Consider the following 17,146-nt stretch of genomic DNA (forward strand, 5'->3'; position numbering starts at 1 on the left):
ATCGACATTACTAAATATTAGGAGGGGAAGTAATGATTAATCCATTTTATAAACATGAACATGTAGCTAAAATTGTTGATACTGAAGAATATGGAATAATTATATTAGGCGATCTTCCAATTGAAGGTAGGAGAAACGGCAGATGGTATGAAGTAAATTGGAGTAGGGTAGGTGCTCAAACTGAAAGTGAATCATTTATATTAGCAATAACTAAGGCTTTTGATTTAAATAGTAGACCATTAACGGTAATAAGAATAATTGAATAATATTCGTATTTTAATGAGAGAGGAGGAAATGTTTATGGTGACAGAGAATGACTTATTAGATGATGGTTTCAAGTTAATCGGAACTAAGAAAAACGGATTGAAATTATATGCTAGGAAAAACGCTCTAGGTAATGATGGTATTGTTATACACAAAGTTACTACAGATGGATTATCGTTAGGTGCAGAGTTTCTTGAAATAGAAACGATAAATATTTTGACTGATTCAGACTTAGTATAAAGGAGTTGTTTTTATGTTAAAAGTTGATCAAAAAGTAAAGGTGAATATCGGTGATTTTGCAACAAATGGTATGGGTATCGATGAGAAGATTCAAGGTGCTACAGGTGTTATTTCAGAGATTAACAGTTTTATTTTCCCATACATTGTGAAGTTAGATGATCCTAACTTGAATAAATTAATCACTGATACACCTCGTCAATTCAGTGCTTTAGAATTAGAAGTTTTATAATAAGTTGATATCACGTAAATAATACAGTGTAGTAGGAGATGGTAAATTGAAAGAAATTATGACTACTGATGGAACATTATTTTTAGTATCTAATGAAGATTTTAATTTAATAAATGATAAATATACATGTAAGATATATAAAGATGGATACGTATATTGTACTCCGATTGATAAAAGTTTGAAATTACCATACGATAATTTACATAGGATATTAATGAATCCTTCGAGAGAAAAAGGAGTTCATATTGACCATATAAATGGTGATAAACTAGATAATAGGCGTGAAAATTTACGAATCTGTAGTCATCAAGAGAATATGAGGAATAAGAAACCTCATAGAATGTACAAAAACAAACCAACAACGTCTAAATATAAAGGAGTGGTTTGGGATAAGGTTAGAAAATTATGGATTGTAAAAATAACAGATGGCGAAAAATACAGCAATAAAGGCGGTTACACAAATGAGATCGCCGCCGCTAATTGTTATAATTATTACGCTGAAAAAATGTTCGGAGAGTTCTCTCAACTGAATGATTGTCCACTTATGGATGTAGAAGAATGGGAATCTTACATATCAAGAAGAAAAACAACATCTGCTTATAGAGGAGTCAGTTTCTTTAATGGTAAGTGGTTAGCGCAGGTTTGGGATAATAATAGCAAAAGAAATGTTAACATGGGTACATATGATTGTGAAAATGAAGCTGCGATAGCTTATAACAAAGGTGCAATTGAATTAAAAGGCGAGAAAGCAAAGTTGAATATTATTAAATAATAGAACGCTTTTATGAAAGCCAAAGGAGATGTTTTTATGACAACGAATTTATTTGACGAATTAGTTAAACGAGCAGAATATCAATTAAAATGTATAAATGAAACAAGTGTCATCGAAAAGCTTGAAGACATTGACTATGTTGAGACATTCGTTAAACATACTATTCCAGATTTGCTATTAGAAATTAAATGGCTGAAAAGAAATGGAAAGTTAGATTAAAGCTTAAATAATAGATTACTTTTACGAAAGGATGAAGAGTTATGATGAAAGTTTGGCAATGTTCTAAAGTAGAATATCACACTATGGTTAGACCAGTAACAAGATGCACTTTATGCGGTTCTTCAGTGGAGGAAAAAGTATTGGAAGATAAAAGTGAAAATGGTGATTTAATTCAGGATATTAAAGATGCTATTGATTTGGATTATTGGGGTAGTTTATAAGATTTAATAATAATTTCATTTTATATAAACAAATACATAAGAGGTGTTTTTGATGGATAAAAAGATAAGTAGAATATTTAAGTACAATGTTAAAGACTCTTCAGACCAATTATTGACCTTCATAAGTGCTGCTAAATCTGAAAATTGGAGAATTGAAGATTTAATTTCTAATGTTGAATGGGTAGCTAAAGAGATGCAAAAACAATATGAAGATAATTATGAGAAGTTTATTAAAATAGAAACTGAATTGAATCATATGAATTCATTAGTTAAGTCTTCGTTAAATAACTTTTTGACTACAGAAGATGTTAATAATGAGGATAATGATGATTGGTTAAAGAGGTTTTTTACTACAAAGATTAAATGATAGTCGCAGATTATTAAAAGAAGGGAGATCAATTGCAGTTGAACAAAATATGTAAAACATGTAAAGACAACAAAAGTGTAGATCTATTTTACACAATAAATTATAAAAATAAAAAAGAAGAAAAGAAACAAATTTATAGTTCGGAATGTAAAGAGTGTCAACGAAAGAGAACTGCTGATTGGATTAGGAATAACAGAGAAAGACATCGTGAGGCTGCAAGAATAAGGGATAGTAGAGAACATTCTAAAAAGAAGAGGTTAGAATACAATAAAAAGAAATACGCCGAAGGATGGTATAAGCAATACAGAAAGGATAATATAGATAAATTTAAAGAGTGGGCAGAGAACCACAGGAATCATGAGATAACAGAATTTGAGTGGGAAGAATGTAAAAGATACTTTAGTTACTCTTGTGCATATTGTGGGATGACTGAAGAAGAACATAAAGAATTTTATAAACAAAGATTACATAAAGAACATGTTCAACACGATGGATTGAACGATGTAACTAATTGTGTACCATCTTGTAAAAGTTGCAATAGTAGAAAGAGGAAACAGAAATTACACGAATGGTATAATGTCGATAATGAATTATTTGAGAAAAATAAACTCGATAGAATATTAAAATGGATAAACTTTGATAGTCATGAAATTAAGAATTTGAAAGGTAATTGTAAATAATTGTCATTTAATCTTATTAAAACAAAGGGAGATGAGATTATGCAAGTTCAATATATGAAACCATTTTATACAAAGGTAACTGGAGATAAATTAAGAATTGTATTTGCACATCAATATTTATCAATCTTGAGAGATAGTTTAATTTATCATTTCATCCCTACAGAAGATAAAGAAATAATAATAAATCTCAACACGCAGCAACTAGAAAATCCTTCTGACACTTTTGTTTTTCAAAGTGGCAATAAGTTTGTAAGATTGTCGTTGAGACAGTTCTTTGAAATCTCTAATACATATGAGTTTATTAATCCGATAATACATAATGAAATGAAGAGACAAGGCTACAATTTAGATCTGATTATTATTGAGGTAAATACAGAGAAGTTTGATTTAGAAACACAAGGGTCAAGAAAGTGGGAGTATGGTATTCCAGATAAATTCAAACCTGAAACAAATAAATTGATTACAGAAATGATGAACTACAATAAAGAGAATTTAATTAACAAATATTTAGATGATAAGAATTTTGATGGATTAAATGATGTTTTAGGAATTCAAATTTAATACATAGGAGACAAGATGAAATGTTGCATAGTAATTATGTAGGTGTAACTCTACACGCTTTCAAAATGCGTCCAGATAAAGGATACAAACTAATTTGTGATCTTTTTGAAAGACTTGATAAATTATTACTTTCAAATATGGATGAGTGTAAAAAGGTTTATAAATTTAAATATAATAATCCTACAGATGAAGAAATATTTAAATATGGTAGAAAGCTTGGTATGGGTATGTATGGCAGTGTCTTGTTTCAGTATTACTTAGATAAGATGTAGAAATTAAATAAAAGCCGTCTATTATGAAATCAAAAGGAGTGAAATTGAATATGAAAGTTACTATTTTAAGTATGAGCCAAGCACAAAATTATGTACCACAAGGTAAATCAGCAATTGTCAGGGTATCGGATGGAGGATATGAATTAGAAAGCTTGAACTATCCATATCAGATTGTTTTATCTATGGTTTTTTATGATATTGAACCGAGAGTAGGCTTACCTTCTAATTGGAACTGGTTTAATATGAGCGATGGAAAAATGCTTATAAAATTATTTGATGAAATTGATCAGTTTGATGAGCTAGTTATACATTGTCATGCAGGTGTTAGTAGAAGTCCTGCCATTGCAATAGCATATGCATGGTACAGAAACGATTTAGAATTAATTAATGAGATAAAAGAAGGTAAATATCATCCTAATATGCAGGTGTTAAATATTATGAGTAGATTAATATTTAAAGACAAAAAAGTAGCTAGAAATAAATTGGATGAAATAAGCAGCTTCTACAATCGTAAAGTACAAGAAAATGACGTTAAAGTAATTAGTTTTTAAAAAGAAAGTTACATAAAGCAGATGTATTATCTAAAAGGTGGAATGTAGTAATGAAGTCAATAGAAGTAACGGAAGCTAAAGTGAACGTTTTTGGTAAAATGATTGATAATCTAAAAGATGAATCATTCATCAAGAGCGTTTCTGATGGCATGCCTCCTGAACCTGAGATCACTTCTGAGTTTATGGAGTCATACAATCAATATCAACAAAGAACAGACGGTAATCTGATTAAAAAGGAGAAACATTGATGCAATTACATAGAGCTTATGACGGTGGAGACTGGATTTATGGAACGGCATTTATACAAGATGAAAAAGACCACTCGATTTGGTGGTATATAGGCGATGAAGATGGGGATGGAGTAGTTATGGTTGGAAAACCAGAATCTTCAATTGGTGAAACAGATAAGAATGGGAAAGAAGTATTTCTAAATGATGTCATCAAACACAGGTTAGGTACGGGTGTGATCCAGTATGCTCATGGTGAGTATTACGTAGAATGGAGAAATGGATTGTACTATGTTAGCAGGTTGTGCATATTAAAAAATACATATGAAGTAGTAGATAATTTAACTGAAGAAAGATTATAAGGTTGAGGAGTTGATTTGTTGATAAAAATTAAACACTGGTCATTTACAATGGATTATGAAACAAATGAAATTGTTATGAAATCTGTAGTGGGTGGCGAAGAAATTCAGTTGAGAGCTTGTGAAAAAGATATTAAGAGTATGCAAAGTTGGTTTGATTTAGCTAGACATATGAAGAAAAATTCAAATTGCTGAGGAGGTAATAAAGTGGAGTTTAGTATAAAATCAGAATCTTATAATTATGAAGGATCGCTTTACGAATGTATAGCTTTTCTACAAACTAAGTATGTCCTACTTGCTGAATTTGCAGAAGAGACAGGATTACATTTCTCTATGATGAGATTAAATTTAAATAATCCAATGATTGTAGAAGACGATATTGGTAGAGAAGTTACTATAACAAGAATCAAATAAAATTCGAATAAAACGCATTAAATAAAAGAGATATATTACGAAAGAGAGAGATAAACATGAAGGTAGGATTATTTAGTTTCGTTAGAATTACATACACAAATCATCAACATTTCGGAAGAACAGGTCAAATTACTGATTATGATACTTTCGATAAAGAATACATAATGCATTTTGATAAAATATCTAAACAAGGTACTGTAGTTTGGCGTGCAGAAAGTACTAGGGTGCAGCCTGATCAGGTAAGATGTATTTCAAAATGTGAACTAGAGAAGAGTTCAGAAGAGTATAATGATGAAAAACCAGAAGAAATGATTTTTAAACAACTCAAATTGATGAAGTCGAAGGGGTGGGATGAATACGTTGAAGGAATGTTATATGTAATGGACATGTTAAACATCAAAATAAAAGAAATTAATTAAAGAATAGGAGTAATCATGAGAAAAGAAGGTAAGTTGAATATCAATTTAAATGGAACACTGTCAAATAGACGTTCTAAAAGAGAATTGGATAGATTGTTGTTTGCTATAAATGATTATATTGGATTAAGGAACAGCTAAAACAGGGAGGTAATGCTTAATGTCTAAAAGTCAACAATATCTATGTATTAAAGATTGGAAAGTAGACAGTGGAATTTATTTTGAAAAAGATAAGCATTACAAAGGTGTACCATATAATAATGGGAAGTCAGTAAAAATGTATGGAGAAGTCGGTATGGTGATTAACTTTCATCAAGGAAGTGATTATTTTAACATTAAATAATAACTAAATATTATTGCAATAAATACAAAGAAGGAGAAAAAATATGACAACCACAATTGATAGTACATACTTAACAGGTATGCCCACAGATATTCTAAATGAATTCGGGTTAAGTAAAACGTTATTAACTAGACGAGAAACAATATTCATGAAACACGTAATGAAGAATATATTCGTATATGGTAATGAAGAAGAATTAAATAAAAAATTAGAGAGGTTACAATTCAAATCAATGTTCGATTACTTTGCGTTTGCAACCAATAAATTAAGAGGTATTTACAAACTACCTAGAGAATATGAAGTGGATGATGTGGATAAAATTGTAAAGCAGAATAGAGGTAGTTTCTGCAAGAATTTGGATATATATAAAGGTACCCAACCGATTGTTGTTTTAGATTTTGATAAGACAATTACTAATCCGAAATTCCATTCATTGTATAAGTATTTGATGAATGAAAGGTATAGAGTAATTATCAATAGTGCTAACCCATCATTAGAAACAATACATAATTATTTAGACAAACATGAATTAAAACGTCCGAATTTAATTTGCGCAAATAAAGGCAAGAAAAAAAAGATCAGTAAATTAAAAGACATTGCATACAAGAATTTTGGCAAGATTATTTTCTATATAGATGATGAACAAGAATATTTAGATTACGCTTCACTGTTATTTATGCATACATATTTATATACAGGTAGTGGAAAGTTATATAGTCGTACAATTTTTGAAAAGTAAATAAATATAAAATTATATAATAGGTAAGTATTATGGAAAAGGAGAGTGGATAATTAATGAGTAAAGAGTTAGTAAGTATTATGTTAGCATTTGAGAATTGTGATGACTTCACTGTGTATAAAAATGAAATAGGTGACTTCTATTTAGGAGAATTTGAGAAAAGCTACTCTAGAATCGCATGTAATTCAATTAGTGATATTGAATCAGCTAATAAATTTTATATTGAAATACATAAAGACGCTAATACAAATGAGAATAGAAATATTAACTTTATAGATTCTGGGCTTCCGTTTGATCGAGTATTAGCATATAACGATATTGCTCAATTAGTATTAAACTTTGAAGATAATACTTCTGAGGTTTTCTATCCAAACTGGGAAGGGGAGGATGAGTATAATAATGAAGCTCAAACATCCATTGTTAGTAAGGTAAATGGATCGTTGTTTATTGTTATACATAAAACTGAAACAGTTAAAGAAATATTTAAGGATAAAATTGAAGATGATGATGATTTTCATTGGACAATGTATCGGGATTGAATAATATTTAACTTTTACGGAAAGGGGGAATGTAGTGATGTATTATAAAGATTTTGCTGAAGAATACGGTTATTGTAGCACAAGTATTAATACCAGAATAAATACGAATTATAGAATCTCTAGTATTTACAGAAAGTTCTCTAATCCTAATTTTGAAGCTTGGGGTTGGGAAACGTTACTTTGGAATGACGACAATATTGAAAAGCAATATAATGTACTATATGGATTGGAAAGTGTTGTTGAGTTACATACCAAAGTATCAAATCAAATGATTAATGAGCGACTTTAAATAATTGGAACACATTATAAAAAACATCCTTCTCATGTTGTAATTAAAATAAATACATAAAATACTTGAAATTGTAGAATCGATTATGTATAATAGCATTAATACATATAACATGAGAAGGAGTTGTAATGAATGGCTATGACTGATTATGCAACGACAACATATATAGATAATTATATAGGTTCTCACATTGAAGATTTTTTAAAATTTAAGGGTAAAAAATCAATAAATACAGAAAAAACTTATCGTTCTGCATTGAATAGGGTTTTTAAAGACATATTGTTTAAAAGTGATTATAAATATATAACAGTAAGTGATATTGAAAATGGATTAAACTCAGATGTTTTATTTGAATATTTCGATGATCTGTTTTACCTTGAAAAAGAGGATGGAAAAAGAAAATATTCAAATCAAACTATAAATAATCGTCAGTCGGCAATCAAATCTCTTATTGAACACTTAAGAGGTAGAAAAGTAATTAAATACGATTTAAATGATTTATCAGTGATAAAATCATTACCTGATACAAGTGAAGAAATAGAAATGATTCCTTTTGATTTAGCAATGGAATATGCTGATTACTTTGGAAAAGAAGATCAAGGATTAGAAAAATCATTAATAATAAACTTAGCTGCTGAAACAGGCATGAGAGCAAGTGAGTTATTGTCAGTTGAATGGTCAAATTTTATAGAGGTTGAGGATGGAGTTATTCTAAAATCCTATGGTTTTAACAAGGGTAAAGGTAATCAAGAATGGATTGATAAGATAAGTAAAGAGTTATACAATGAACTCTTACAATTAAAAACAATTGGAAATGATAAAAAATTATTTACTCTAACATATAAACAATTAGTAGGTATGATGGAAAGAGGAAATAAATTATTAAATAAAACAGGGATAGACTACAGTTTCCACTCATTTAAAAAACTAGCTGTAACAATGTGCTATCTTAATAATGGAAACTGTATAGATTCAGCAAAGAAGAAGGCTAGACATAGTAATGTTAATACAACAATGAGGTATTTAAGATTAACTAATTTAAATGTTACAGGTATTATTTCAGCAAAAATGAGTACTGATGAAGATATTTATAAAACAGTATCACACGGATTACTTTTAGAAGCATTAAGTGAAATGCGTCCAGAAATGCTTCTACTTTTAAATAATAAAATAAAAAATAAGAAAAATAATATGTAATATTTAATGAAAAATTAATTACTAGATGATAAAATATCTCTTGTAATTAAGGGAGGGAAATTAATGAAATTAGGTAAAGATAATGAACAATTAGAGATTGAAGTTAAAAGTTTAATAAATGCTTTCTCATCTAATGTAGACAAAGATGAAGTAGATTTAATTGTTGAACACCTAAATATGAAACATGGTATTGAAAGTGCTAAGATTTATTCCTTATTTAACAATGTTAATAATGTAAGTAAGTTAGAATTTGAAGAGATTGCATTATTTGGGCAGCAATTAGTCGTTAAATTAGGAATGAACCAGAGTGAATGGATGAATGAATGGTTTACTGATCGTGAACAAAAAGAAATTGGCGGATATCAATTTGTAGGATCTTCATCAACAGATATTATTGATTTCCCAATGACAATTCATAATGTAACTGACTTAGGTGACGGTTATTATAATGCAACCCTAACAAGAAAAGAATTAGCTAGATTATATAAATCAGGAAAATTAGATTACAACGCTAATGTTCAACGTGGTATGAAGAAAGTTGTTCGTTTTGGTGTAGAAATAGAGAAGCCTATTATTTATCAAAGTAAAATTACACAGATTAGAAATGAGATTTTAAAAGGTGTTTTAAGACCAACTACAATTACACTTAATGCACATCAAATGACTGCTCTAGAAGGGGTAGAACTTGTATACGATGATAAAAATCATACTCTAAAAATAAATGAAGGCACTGTTTTAGATATTGTTGATGGAATGCATAGACTATTAGGTAATTACAGTGCTTATAATAAAGACTCTAATATTAAAGGTTCTTTCCCAATAACAATTTCTAATAAATCAGATGCAGAAGTTAAGAGATATCAAGTTGATTTAGATAAACATACTCCATTATCAAGAAGTCGAGTAGAAGAATTAGACAATAAATCATACTCAAATGAAGTTGTGAATATTTTAAAAGTAGAAGGACAATTAAAGAATCGAATAACATCAGCTAGTGATGCTAAATCCTCTATAAAAGGTAGCGACTTTACAACTTATAAAATAATTAATACTCAAATAAACAATGTATTTAAATTAGATAGTATATTAGATGCAAGAAAACTTGCAAAAGCTATAAATGAATATTTAGTATATCTATTTGGTATTTATAAAAACTATATGGTAAGTGATTACAGTCTACTGTTTGACGCTGATGTATTTGAAGGACACCTACATTTAATTAAATTAATGAAGGATAATGAAATTCCATTTGAAAAAATAGAAGATATTATTGACATAAATGAATTCCATAAATCAGAATCTAAGTTAAGTAAGATAGTTAGTGGAAAAATGAAGTTAAATGTTAAAGATAGAAAAGCTTTGATAAAGATATTTACAGATATGTATAAGAAAGGCGTGAAGTGATTATGTATAACGAGGAATACAAGAAATCATTTCTTGAAACATTAAATTTATCAGATTCATCTAAGAAAACATATTACTCAATCTTTAATCGTACTGAATCATTTGAAAGAAAACATGAAACAGATTTATACGATATGGATAACTCCATGTTAGATTTATTATTTAGACAAGCAAAAAGACAGACAAAGAGATCTGCAATTATATTTATTAATACTATAAAAAATTATATAACATGGGCTATCGATAATGGTCATAGCGCTTCTCCAACACATCCAATTGTTGATGTAATTAATGATGAGTATGTTTCTACTTATGTTTGGAATGCAGGTAAACATTATTACACAAGAGAAGAACTTCTTAATAAAATTGAATTACTAGATAATAATAGGGATAAGGCTATTGTGCTTTTATTGTTTGAAGGAATAGTAGGATCATCTTTTTCTGAAATAAGAAATTTAAGAATTGATGACATTACTACAAAAGATGATAAATATTTTTTAAATGTACTTTCAGATGAAATAAACTTAGATAGTAGACAAATTGAAGTATCTAAAGACCTTTATGATTTATTAATTAAAACTTATAATACTACAGAAATTAAAAGTCCAAGTGGAAAAATGGCTCGATTAGTTGATGGCGAATATGTATTTAGAAAGAATAGATTGGGAAAAGACAATGATATTCGTATTACAGCATCCATGATTAGTACAATAATTATGCAGAGAATAAAAGATACATTTGAGGACAGTAACGTAACTGCAACAACTATTGAGATTTCTGGAATGATGTATTATGCAAATGAATGGATGAATAAAAAAGGCGAACGTGTTTTTGATTTAAACATTGTAGAAGAGTTAGTTAAAAAATACAATTTGAGTACTATAATATCTAATAATAAAGAATATCCTCAACTTCAACGAATCAGAGAAACAATGGATTTTGATTTCATGCAAGATGAATATGGGCATTTTGAGGTTAAGATATAAAGAATAGAAAGACTGAATGAAATTATCATTCAGCTCTCTTATACATATAAATATATAAATATATTAATGATATTCGATGCTTTTTAAGAGGATATAAATTATGAGAAAGAAAATAACTATTTAAATGTTCTTAAAAAATATCGAACAAAAATACGAACAAATGTTTTCATTTTTAGATTGACATTATTTTAGACAATTGGTAAAATTGTATTAATAAAGTAACTATTTATACTATGTATAAGCCAAAAGGGGGAGTATATGATTATGACAATAGTAGCAAAGATTCAATCTGATGTAGTAATTCAGAACAATAGCCCAGAAGAGTTATTAGCGCTTTATGATGGTTTAATACCTACTAATGGATTAAGCGTAACAAATGTAAAAGGGAATAAGTTAATCTCTGACTGTACAGATTTTCATTTTGTTGAAATCGCAGAAATAACTGAAGATGGAGATGTAATTAGTATTCTTAAACGGACACCAGAAGTAAAATACTATCTATCTAATAATAAGTTGTTTGACATGACAGATATGATAAGAATTGATGGAAAAGGAGATTATACTTTAATATTGATGCATAGTAATATTTTTTTGTATAATACAGAAGATTTAACTACAATTGAAACTGATGGTGCATCTAACATAGATGAGATAAAAAAATACTTAAATGTTAACTATCCAAGTTATGAGGTGCTAAGGAAAATCAAGGGGTGAGACTTATTATGTTGTCTTTGTGAAAAACTGATGTGGTAATGGTACAGAGCGCCAATATCACATCAATAAATATATAATTAAAATAAATACATAAAGGTGGTTTTAAAATGTTGTGTACATCTGTTAAAAATAATCTCTTCGTTATCTCCAATATTTGTGGAGAGGGATACAAAATTAGAGATGAAAGTGGTTATGTTTATGAAAAAACATACAATTCAATAAAGGCTGCAAACGATTGGATATTATACATAAATGATTTATTAAGTAATTCGAAGTTAGATCAAAATACATATATTGAGTGTTAATGGATTTAAATTTTAAATAAGGAAGGTGAGTAATCATATGTTAAAAATTTATACAGACAGTAGTTACAAAGACGGTGTATCAACTCATCACTATTTTGTAATGAAAGGAAATAATAAAATCAAGCGAAGAACTTTTATAGGTTTTGATTCTTCCTCTACAAAAGCAGAAGCAACTACAATTATTAAAGCGTTACAAATGGTTTTAAAGAAAGATTGGGAAGGGGTGACGATCTATACAGATTCATTAGTTACAGTATTTGGAGTAAAACATGGAAAGTTTAGTAATGAGGATTATCGATACATAGCACATTTACTCAAGGTGACAAAATCAAATATTATGTGGAAGAACAGAAAGCATTATAGAATTAAAATTGCTGATACAGAATGTCGAAAGATGATGCAAACAAAACTTAGAAGAGTAGTAATCTAAAAATACATATACATAAAGGTGAGATTAAAATGAATAAAGATATTGTAAATTTACGAAATACATTTGATTATATTATCGATGACTATGATAATGGATCAATGTTTAAAAATGATGACAGTATGAAGACTTGGATTGCTAAATGTGAATGGTTTGTTAAACAGATGGTTGACATTAAAGTAGGGGCAGGATTCAAGTATTTTGAGCTACAAAGGGAATACAATCCACTCCAAGAAAATAACAAAGTTGGAGAGGGTGAAGAATCTGAATAAATATCACGATATTAATGTGATTGGTTGTTGTGCGAATAAGGATTGTTCTAATGAGTTAACCAGAAAAGATGAATACCTTATTGATGATTCAAATTTATACTGTGATTCAATTTGTTATACAAAATACATGCTGAGTGTTGGAGCAGTAAAAGAAGTTAGATATTAAATAAATACATAATAACATAATATATAGATTTTATTAAAAATTAATTATACATAAAAGAGGATACAAATATGGAATTCAATAAATTTAACGGAAAGAAGATTCTTAAAGCAAGTAATGAAATTGAGCTTTATGAAAACATTGTAGAATGCAATAAAAATGGATGGCAAGTAGGTAGTAATATGCGATACATATCTAACGATTACCGTCCATTTCAGATATTAATGAAGTACGTAGGATTTTAACAATACATGCCATACACATACACTGGAAGGGGTTATTTGTATGAAATTAAAGCTAGGCGATATCTGGGTAAGCGAATCGCATCCCCAAGAGAGTTTTGAAATTTATGGAGGATCTGTTGATACTTGTACCGATATGGAAGTTAAATATGATAAAAGCTTTGAAGAGCAATACGAGTGTAATAAGATTTTCTTTTGGCGAAAACATGACATTGATAAGTTTAACAAATACATAGAACATAAATTGGGAAATAAAGTTAATAGTACATATCCATATGCTTGGTGCGGAGAGTGTAAAAAGTATACATTAACTAAGAAGATTAAAGATTTTAATATGAAACTATCTAATGAAAGAGTAGTATTTGAAGATGTTTATATAGGCTAGATTTTTAGAATGAAAAATTTTTAACAAAGGAGTAATCGAGATGAGTAATATCAATAAGCTTAAACCGTGTCCGTTTTGCGGTGGACAAGCTCAACTTGTTGTTAGCGATGACGAAGGAAATCTGCGTGACGAGGAATATGAGAAAGATCCGTGGTCAGGTTTATCATTTAAAATACGGCATGTTCACGAAGAAAATGAAGGCTGTCCAATTGCCACTTATGATGTAGATGACGCAACAATTGGAGTATATCTTTATGAAAGTAGGGATGAAGCTATACAGGCTTGGAATATACACAAAGGAATTTAATAAAACCACTCTATTATTAAAAAAGGAGATGAGTAATTATGATGAGAGAAAAAACAATAAGAAGTACATTTATTAAAGATGATTTAATAATTACATACTCAAAGCCATCAATCCAACCATTTAGAGAGGGAAGATTAGTAAATAAAGATAATGAAATAATGTATTTTTATTACAACATAGATATTCTATATAAAGGGAATCTAGTAATGCATAGTCACACTCACGATTTCCCTAAAATTAATTCATTGGCTAATACAATTGATTATTTATTATCAGATAAAGGATTCATGTTAGAGAATGAAAGAGGTGTAGAATTTGGATTCCATGCTAAGGATTATTATAAAAGAGTTAAACATGAAGATCATTTCGAGATGGAGTATGGGTATGTATTTGAAGTAGAAAGATGTATAGTCAAACAACATTTTGAAACAGAATATCAAACATTTGATTACTACTATATGACTATCTCTGAACCAAAGATGATAATGAATAGATGGAGAGATAAATCAGAGAATGTAAAAACTTCTATTAAAATATGTATGACTAAGAATGATTTATTAAAATTGAAAAAAGTTGCAGAGTCATTTATGGAAGCAAGCATAGAAGGTTATAATTCTTATGATTTACCAAGATATCTTGAATGGTTAGAAGAACATCCAGAGTACAAAGAAGATTGAATAATAGTGGAATTTTATATAAATAAATACATAAAACTATTGATTATTTAAACTTAATATAGTAAGGTATACATATTCTAGTAGAAATATAGGAATGTAAATCCATTCTCAATCAGTAGTAAAGTTGTTATGTAGCAAATTGTCGGTGATTAACTAAATAAATACATAATAATGAATGGAGATGGGTGGAATGATTGAAGAAATAAAGCAGCTAAGTGAAGATTCTAGAATACAGGACAAGCTTCGAGAAGCATGGATCAAGCAAATGGAAATCGGATATCAAGAAATGGCTAAAATTAATCTAGATATAGTTAATGAGTGGTACAGTGTTGAAAATGAGGCTGAATCAATTAATGAAGGTATTTGGAAAGGGGAATAGTGATATGATTGTAGAAGTAACTTTTAATTTAATAAGTGGACAAGATAAGGGAGTAATCTATTATTTTAATACTGACATTAAGAATTTAAAAAGAGGTGATGTAATCTTAGTAGATAGTCAAGGTAAACACCAGCTCGCTAATTTTGTAGAATACAGTAATAATAAAAAATATAAACCCACAAAAAGTGTTGTTCGTCGAGCAACACTTGAAGAAAGAAAAGAATATTGGAAAATTGTTGAAGAATATATATTAAAACATCCACTTAATCTTTCAGAAGATGCTTACAAATATTACTGCGAGACTTTTTTAAATAACGAAAACACTTCATTAGAAGTGGCTAAAAAGAAGTTAACTCGTAACATTATTTTATCAAGGAATTTTGGTCAAGGAAGACCAAAAGTATTCAATAGAAGACATGTATTTAATTACGGGTCGATGGAGATACGTGTGATAGGTAATAAAATTGTACATATAAAAAAGAATGATCTCGCTAAGAAATTCACTAAAAACAAAAGAAAATACCATTATTTAAATGATTATTTTGATTTGGTAGGTAAATAAATATGAAAAACTACCATAGAACAAAAATGAAACTTAGAGGCAAGAGACGTAAATTTAAAAATAAAAAAACATTAATACCAAAAGGACTATATTGTTATGAGTGGGTAGGAGAAGGCGGTGACATTAAATACTGTCCATTCTGGAGAGTTGATAAAGCTAACCATTATCAAAGTAACGGAGTATGTTTAGCATTCAATAAGAGAGATGATGAATCATACGGAGGACTACTATGGGACAAGGTTAAAGAATGTGATATAAATGATGACGTTTAATAATAGGATGTTTTTATTTAAAAAAATACATAAAAAGGATGATGAAAATTGAGTATTGAAGTATCTCGAATCGAATTATTAGAAGGTTTAAAAAAGATTGGACAGGTAATGAATAATAAAGCTAGTAATCCAATTTACGATAATGTAAATATGAGTATCGATTCAAGTAGTTTGAAATTGACAGGTGGAGATGGTGATAAATTCTTAATTACTACAGTAAAAGATGAAAACATTGAAATTAAATCAAATAATTCACTGTTAATCAATTTTAAGCAACTGTTTAATTTCATCAACAAATCTAAAGCTAATATGGTTAATATTGAAAAATTGGATGAAAACAAAGTAAACGTAAAAGCAGGTAATGTTAATTATACTTTACATGAGTGTCATGACAATTATCCAATAATGCCTGAAATCATTGGAACTCAGTTTAAGATCAATAAAGATGAGTATACAACAGGAATTAAAAATACATCGTTCGCAGTAGCTAAATCAGATTCACGTCCAATCCTAAAAGGCGTAAATATTGAAGTAAGTAAGAATTTAGTTAAATTTGTAGCAACTAATTCGCATCGTTTAGGATTATATAATTTCAATGTTGAAGTGGATGGTGATATCCGCAAAGCCATTGATGGTAAAAGTCTTAAAAAGTCATTAAAAATGATGGATAAGAATACAAAAGAAATTAACTTCAACATTGATGAAAATTACAGTAAACTATCATTTGATGACAGTGAATTAATTGTTAAGAATATTGAAGGTAATTATCCAGATACAACACGCTTAATTCCCGAAGACTTTAATACATATATTGAATTAGATTCAAAACAAACATTAGAAAGTTTATCCCAGTTAGAATACATAAGTAAAGAAGATAGAAATAGTGTTGTTCGTTTAAGTGGCAATGACAAAGGTATTAAATTATCTGCGAGCAATATAGAATTAGGAAATATGAGTGCCGATTTAAAAGGCGAGTTTAATGGAGAAAACATTGAGATTTCATTTAATAACGCATATCTCAAAGAGGCAATTAAAGCGTTGAATAGTAACAGTATTAAACTTTCAATTAATGGAGCAATGAGACCATTTGTAATAACTGAAGAAAGCAACAAGGCACTACAATTAGTACTACCAGTACGTACATTTTAAGAG

Annotated in this window: 34 protein-coding genes; all 34 read left to right on the plus strand. The window is 28.8% G+C overall.

Going from position 1 to position 17,146, the window contains the following annotated elements; genetic code table 11:
- The first annotated feature begins 32 nt into the window (after positions 1-32).
- The 34 genes from NP781_RS04695 to dnaN all read left to right on the plus strand — a co-directional run bounded on the left by NP781_RS04695 (position 33) and on the right by dnaN (position 17,143).
- Positions 33-266 carry a hypothetical protein gene (locus NP781_RS04695; RefSeq protein ID WP_257521549.1) on the plus strand — a complete coding sequence of 78 codons (234 nt, stop codon included), beginning with the start codon at positions 33-35 and terminating at the stop codon, positions 264-266.
- 34 nt (positions 267-300) lie between these two features.
- Positions 301-504 (plus strand): hypothetical protein, encoded by a 204-nt coding sequence (locus tag NP781_RS04700; protein ID WP_257521550.1) that lies wholly within the window; start codon positions 301-303, stop codon positions 502-504.
- A 13-nt stretch (positions 505-517) separates the two neighbouring features.
- Positions 518-733 carry a hypothetical protein gene (locus tag NP781_RS04705; protein WP_257521551.1) on the plus strand — a complete coding sequence of 72 codons (216 nt, stop codon included), beginning with the start codon at positions 518-520 and terminating at the stop codon, positions 731-733.
- Between the two features lie 46 nt (positions 734-779).
- A complete protein-coding gene (locus NP781_RS04710; RefSeq protein ID WP_257521552.1) occupies positions 780-1,505 on the plus strand; it encodes an HNH endonuclease in 726 nt (241 codons plus the stop codon).
- Between the two features lie 36 nt (positions 1,506-1,541).
- Positions 1,542-1,724 carry a hypothetical protein gene (locus tag NP781_RS04715; protein WP_257521553.1) on the plus strand — a complete coding sequence of 61 codons (183 nt, stop codon included), beginning with the start codon at positions 1,542-1,544 and terminating at the stop codon, positions 1,722-1,724.
- A 41-nt stretch (positions 1,725-1,765) separates the two neighbouring features.
- Positions 1,766-1,945, plus strand: coding sequence for a hypothetical protein (locus NP781_RS04720; RefSeq protein ID WP_257521554.1), 180 nt, complete (start codon positions 1,766-1,768; stop codon positions 1,943-1,945).
- Between the two features lie 52 nt (positions 1,946-1,997).
- Positions 1,998-2,312 carry a hypothetical protein gene (locus tag NP781_RS04725; RefSeq protein WP_257521555.1) on the plus strand — a complete coding sequence of 105 codons (315 nt, stop codon included), beginning with the start codon at positions 1,998-2,000 and terminating at the stop codon, positions 2,310-2,312.
- 32 nt (positions 2,313-2,344) lie between these two features.
- Entirely contained in the window at positions 2,345-2,992 is a 648-nt protein-coding gene (locus tag NP781_RS04730; protein ID WP_257521556.1) for an HNH endonuclease, read from the plus strand.
- Positions 2,993-3,031: 39 nt separating this feature from the next.
- The gene (locus tag NP781_RS04735; protein WP_257521557.1) at positions 3,032-3,553 is read left to right on the plus strand and encodes a transcriptional regulator; all 522 of its coding nucleotides are present in this window, start codon (positions 3,032-3,034) and stop codon (positions 3,551-3,553) included.
- Positions 3,554-3,573: 20 nt separating this feature from the next.
- On the plus strand, positions 3,574-3,825 hold the full coding sequence (locus NP781_RS04740; protein ID WP_257521558.1) for a hypothetical protein: 252 nt from the start codon (positions 3,574-3,576) through the stop codon (positions 3,823-3,825).
- 50 nt (positions 3,826-3,875) lie between these two features.
- Positions 3,876-4,376 (plus strand): hypothetical protein, encoded by a 501-nt coding sequence (locus tag NP781_RS04745; protein ID WP_257521559.1) that lies wholly within the window; start codon positions 3,876-3,878, stop codon positions 4,374-4,376.
- 50 nt (positions 4,377-4,426) lie between these two features.
- A complete protein-coding gene (locus NP781_RS04750) occupies positions 4,427-4,624 on the plus strand; it encodes a hypothetical protein (protein ID WP_257521560.1) in 198 nt (65 codons plus the stop codon).
- Positions 4,624-4,965, plus strand: coding sequence for a hypothetical protein (locus NP781_RS04755; RefSeq protein WP_257521561.1), 342 nt, complete (start codon positions 4,624-4,626; stop codon positions 4,963-4,965). The genes NP781_RS04750 and NP781_RS04755 overlap by 1 nt, the downstream gene beginning before the upstream one ends.
- 18 nt (positions 4,966-4,983) lie before the next feature.
- Positions 4,984-5,157, plus strand: coding sequence for a hypothetical protein (locus tag NP781_RS04760; protein WP_257521562.1), 174 nt, complete (start codon positions 4,984-4,986; stop codon positions 5,155-5,157).
- A 12-nt stretch (positions 5,158-5,169) separates the two neighbouring features.
- Positions 5,170-5,376, plus strand: coding sequence for a hypothetical protein (locus NP781_RS04765; RefSeq protein ID WP_257521563.1), 207 nt, complete (start codon positions 5,170-5,172; stop codon positions 5,374-5,376).
- A 56-nt stretch (positions 5,377-5,432) separates the two neighbouring features.
- A complete protein-coding gene (locus NP781_RS04770) occupies positions 5,433-5,795 on the plus strand; it encodes a hypothetical protein (protein WP_257521564.1) in 363 nt (120 codons plus the stop codon).
- A 157-nt stretch (positions 5,796-5,952) separates the two neighbouring features.
- Positions 5,953-6,135, plus strand: a complete 183-nt coding sequence (locus NP781_RS04775) for a hypothetical protein (RefSeq protein WP_257521565.1) — start codon at positions 5,953-5,955, stop codon at positions 6,133-6,135.
- A gap of 43 nt (positions 6,136-6,178) precedes the next feature.
- On the plus strand, positions 6,179-6,874 hold the full coding sequence (locus NP781_RS04780) for a hypothetical protein (RefSeq protein ID WP_257521566.1): 696 nt from the start codon (positions 6,179-6,181) through the stop codon (positions 6,872-6,874).
- A 56-nt stretch (positions 6,875-6,930) separates the two neighbouring features.
- Positions 6,931-7,413: a hypothetical protein gene (locus tag NP781_RS04785; RefSeq protein ID WP_257521567.1), complete on the plus strand. Its 483-nt coding sequence runs from the start codon at positions 6,931-6,933 to the stop codon at positions 7,411-7,413.
- A 37-nt stretch (positions 7,414-7,450) separates the two neighbouring features.
- Positions 7,451-7,702 carry a hypothetical protein gene (locus tag NP781_RS04790; protein WP_257521568.1) on the plus strand — a complete coding sequence of 84 codons (252 nt, stop codon included), beginning with the start codon at positions 7,451-7,453 and terminating at the stop codon, positions 7,700-7,702.
- Between the two features lie 132 nt (positions 7,703-7,834).
- Positions 7,835-8,899 (plus strand): tyrosine-type recombinase/integrase, encoded by a 1,065-nt coding sequence (locus NP781_RS04795; RefSeq protein ID WP_257521569.1) that lies wholly within the window; start codon positions 7,835-7,837, stop codon positions 8,897-8,899.
- A 63-nt stretch (positions 8,900-8,962) separates the two neighbouring features.
- On the plus strand, positions 8,963-10,303 hold the full coding sequence (locus NP781_RS04800) for a hypothetical protein (RefSeq protein ID WP_257521570.1): 1,341 nt from the start codon (positions 8,963-8,965) through the stop codon (positions 10,301-10,303).
- Between the two features lie 2 nt (positions 10,304-10,305).
- Positions 10,306-11,289, plus strand: coding sequence for a phage lytic cycle repressor MrpR family protein (locus NP781_RS04805; RefSeq protein ID WP_257521571.1), 984 nt, complete (start codon positions 10,306-10,308; stop codon positions 11,287-11,289).
- 264 nt (positions 11,290-11,553) lie between these two features.
- A complete protein-coding gene (locus NP781_RS04810) occupies positions 11,554-12,003 on the plus strand; it encodes a hypothetical protein (RefSeq protein WP_257521572.1) in 450 nt (149 codons plus the stop codon).
- Between the two features lie 342 nt (positions 12,004-12,345).
- Positions 12,346-12,738 (plus strand): ribonuclease H family protein, encoded by a 393-nt coding sequence (locus tag NP781_RS04815; RefSeq protein ID WP_257521573.1) that lies wholly within the window; start codon positions 12,346-12,348, stop codon positions 12,736-12,738.
- Between the two features lie 29 nt (positions 12,739-12,767).
- Complete coding sequence (locus NP781_RS04820) at positions 12,768-13,007, plus strand: hypothetical protein (protein ID WP_257521574.1); 240 nt, start codon at positions 12,768-12,770, stop codon at positions 13,005-13,007.
- Positions 13,008-13,241: 234 nt separating this feature from the next.
- Positions 13,242-13,415 (plus strand): hypothetical protein, encoded by a 174-nt coding sequence (locus tag NP781_RS04825; RefSeq protein ID WP_257521575.1) that lies wholly within the window; start codon positions 13,242-13,244, stop codon positions 13,413-13,415.
- Positions 13,416-13,455: 40 nt separating this feature from the next.
- A complete protein-coding gene (locus tag NP781_RS04830; protein WP_257521576.1) occupies positions 13,456-13,797 on the plus strand; it encodes a hypothetical protein in 342 nt (113 codons plus the stop codon).
- A 40-nt stretch (positions 13,798-13,837) separates the two neighbouring features.
- Entirely contained in the window at positions 13,838-14,104 is a 267-nt protein-coding gene (locus NP781_RS04835; protein ID WP_257521577.1) for a Lar family restriction alleviation protein, read from the plus strand.
- 38 nt (positions 14,105-14,142) lie between these two features.
- Positions 14,143-14,781: a hypothetical protein gene (locus NP781_RS04840; protein ID WP_257521578.1), complete on the plus strand. Its 639-nt coding sequence runs from the start codon at positions 14,143-14,145 to the stop codon at positions 14,779-14,781.
- A 190-nt stretch (positions 14,782-14,971) separates the two neighbouring features.
- The gene (locus NP781_RS04845; RefSeq protein WP_257521579.1) at positions 14,972-15,160 is read left to right on the plus strand and encodes an antitoxin; all 189 of its coding nucleotides are present in this window, start codon (positions 14,972-14,974) and stop codon (positions 15,158-15,160) included.
- Between the two features lie 4 nt (positions 15,161-15,164).
- Positions 15,165-15,722: a hypothetical protein gene (locus tag NP781_RS04850; protein ID WP_257521580.1), complete on the plus strand. Its 558-nt coding sequence runs from the start codon at positions 15,165-15,167 to the stop codon at positions 15,720-15,722.
- Positions 15,723-15,724: 2 nt separating this feature from the next.
- Complete coding sequence (locus NP781_RS04855; RefSeq protein ID WP_257521581.1) at positions 15,725-15,994, plus strand: hypothetical protein; 270 nt, start codon at positions 15,725-15,727, stop codon at positions 15,992-15,994.
- A gap of 48 nt (positions 15,995-16,042) precedes the next feature.
- Positions 16,043-17,143: a DNA polymerase III subunit beta gene (gene dnaN / locus NP781_RS04860; RefSeq protein ID WP_257521582.1), complete on the plus strand. Its 1,101-nt coding sequence runs from the start codon at positions 16,043-16,045 to the stop codon at positions 17,141-17,143.
- Positions 17,144-17,146: the final 3 nt, after the last annotated feature.

This window comes from Lysinibacillus sp. FN11 (assembly GCF_024628845.1).
Taxonomy (GTDB): domain Bacteria; phylum Bacillota; class Bacilli; order Bacillales_A; family Planococcaceae; genus Lysinibacillus; species Lysinibacillus capsici.

Coding starts and splice junctions, on each gene's coding strand:
- NP781_RS04795 (WP_257521569.1), top strand. CDS start 7,835: ATGGCTATGACTGATTATGCAACGACAACATATATAGATAATTATATA.
- NP781_RS04705 (WP_257521551.1), top strand. CDS start 518: ATGTTAAAAGTTGATCAAAAAGTAAAGGTGAATATCGGTGATTTTGCA.
- NP781_RS04810 (WP_257521572.1), top strand. CDS start 11,554: ATGACAATAGTAGCAAAGATTCAATCTGATGTAGTAATTCAGAACAAT.
- NP781_RS04830 (WP_257521576.1), top strand. CDS start 13,456: ATGAAATTAAAGCTAGGCGATATCTGGGTAAGCGAATCGCATCCCCAA.
- NP781_RS04715 (WP_257521553.1), top strand. CDS start 1,542: ATGACAACGAATTTATTTGACGAATTAGTTAAACGAGCAGAATATCAA.
- NP781_RS04745 (WP_257521559.1), top strand. CDS start 3,876: ATGAAAGTTACTATTTTAAGTATGAGCCAAGCACAAAATTATGTACCA.
- NP781_RS04815 (WP_257521573.1), top strand. CDS start 12,346: ATGTTAAAAATTTATACAGACAGTAGTTACAAAGACGGTGTATCAACT.
- NP781_RS04720 (WP_257521554.1), top strand. CDS start 1,766: ATGATGAAAGTTTGGCAATGTTCTAAAGTAGAATATCACACTATGGTT.
- NP781_RS04820 (WP_257521574.1), top strand. CDS start 12,768: ATGAATAAAGATATTGTAAATTTACGAAATACATTTGATTATATTATC.
- NP781_RS04695 (WP_257521549.1), top strand. CDS start 33: ATGATTAATCCATTTTATAAACATGAACATGTAGCTAAAATTGTTGAT.
- NP781_RS04780 (WP_257521566.1), top strand. CDS start 6,179: ATGACAACCACAATTGATAGTACATACTTAACAGGTATGCCCACAGAT.
- NP781_RS04785 (WP_257521567.1), top strand. CDS start 6,931: ATGAGTAAAGAGTTAGTAAGTATTATGTTAGCATTTGAGAATTGTGAT.
- NP781_RS04775 (WP_257521565.1), top strand. CDS start 5,953: ATGTCTAAAAGTCAACAATATCTATGTATTAAAGATTGGAAAGTAGAC.
- NP781_RS04790 (WP_257521568.1), top strand. CDS start 7,451: ATGTATTATAAAGATTTTGCTGAAGAATACGGTTATTGTAGCACAAGT.
- NP781_RS04770 (WP_257521564.1), top strand. CDS start 5,433: ATGAAGGTAGGATTATTTAGTTTCGTTAGAATTACATACACAAATCAT.
- NP781_RS04735 (WP_257521557.1), top strand. CDS start 3,032: ATGCAAGTTCAATATATGAAACCATTTTATACAAAGGTAACTGGAGAT.
- NP781_RS04835 (WP_257521577.1), top strand. CDS start 13,838: ATGAGTAATATCAATAAGCTTAAACCGTGTCCGTTTTGCGGTGGACAA.
- NP781_RS04750 (WP_257521560.1), top strand. CDS start 4,427: ATGAAGTCAATAGAAGTAACGGAAGCTAAAGTGAACGTTTTTGGTAAA.
- NP781_RS04855 (WP_257521581.1), top strand. CDS start 15,725: ATGAAAAACTACCATAGAACAAAAATGAAACTTAGAGGCAAGAGACGT.
- NP781_RS04700 (WP_257521550.1), top strand. CDS start 301: ATGGTGACAGAGAATGACTTATTAGATGATGGTTTCAAGTTAATCGGA.
- NP781_RS04725 (WP_257521555.1), top strand. CDS start 1,998: ATGGATAAAAAGATAAGTAGAATATTTAAGTACAATGTTAAAGACTCT.
- NP781_RS04845 (WP_257521579.1), top strand. CDS start 14,972: ATGATTGAAGAAATAAAGCAGCTAAGTGAAGATTCTAGAATACAGGAC.
- NP781_RS04840 (WP_257521578.1), top strand. CDS start 14,143: ATGATGAGAGAAAAAACAATAAGAAGTACATTTATTAAAGATGATTTA.
- NP781_RS04800 (WP_257521570.1), top strand. CDS start 8,963: ATGAAATTAGGTAAAGATAATGAACAATTAGAGATTGAAGTTAAAAGT.
- NP781_RS04825 (WP_257521575.1), top strand. CDS start 13,242: ATGGAATTCAATAAATTTAACGGAAAGAAGATTCTTAAAGCAAGTAAT.
- NP781_RS04805 (WP_257521571.1), top strand. CDS start 10,306: ATGTATAACGAGGAATACAAGAAATCATTTCTTGAAACATTAAATTTA.
- NP781_RS04755 (WP_257521561.1), top strand. CDS start 4,624: ATGCAATTACATAGAGCTTATGACGGTGGAGACTGGATTTATGGAACG.
- NP781_RS04850 (WP_257521580.1), top strand. CDS start 15,165: ATGATTGTAGAAGTAACTTTTAATTTAATAAGTGGACAAGATAAGGGA.
- NP781_RS04740 (WP_257521558.1), top strand. CDS start 3,574: ATGTTGCATAGTAATTATGTAGGTGTAACTCTACACGCTTTCAAAATG.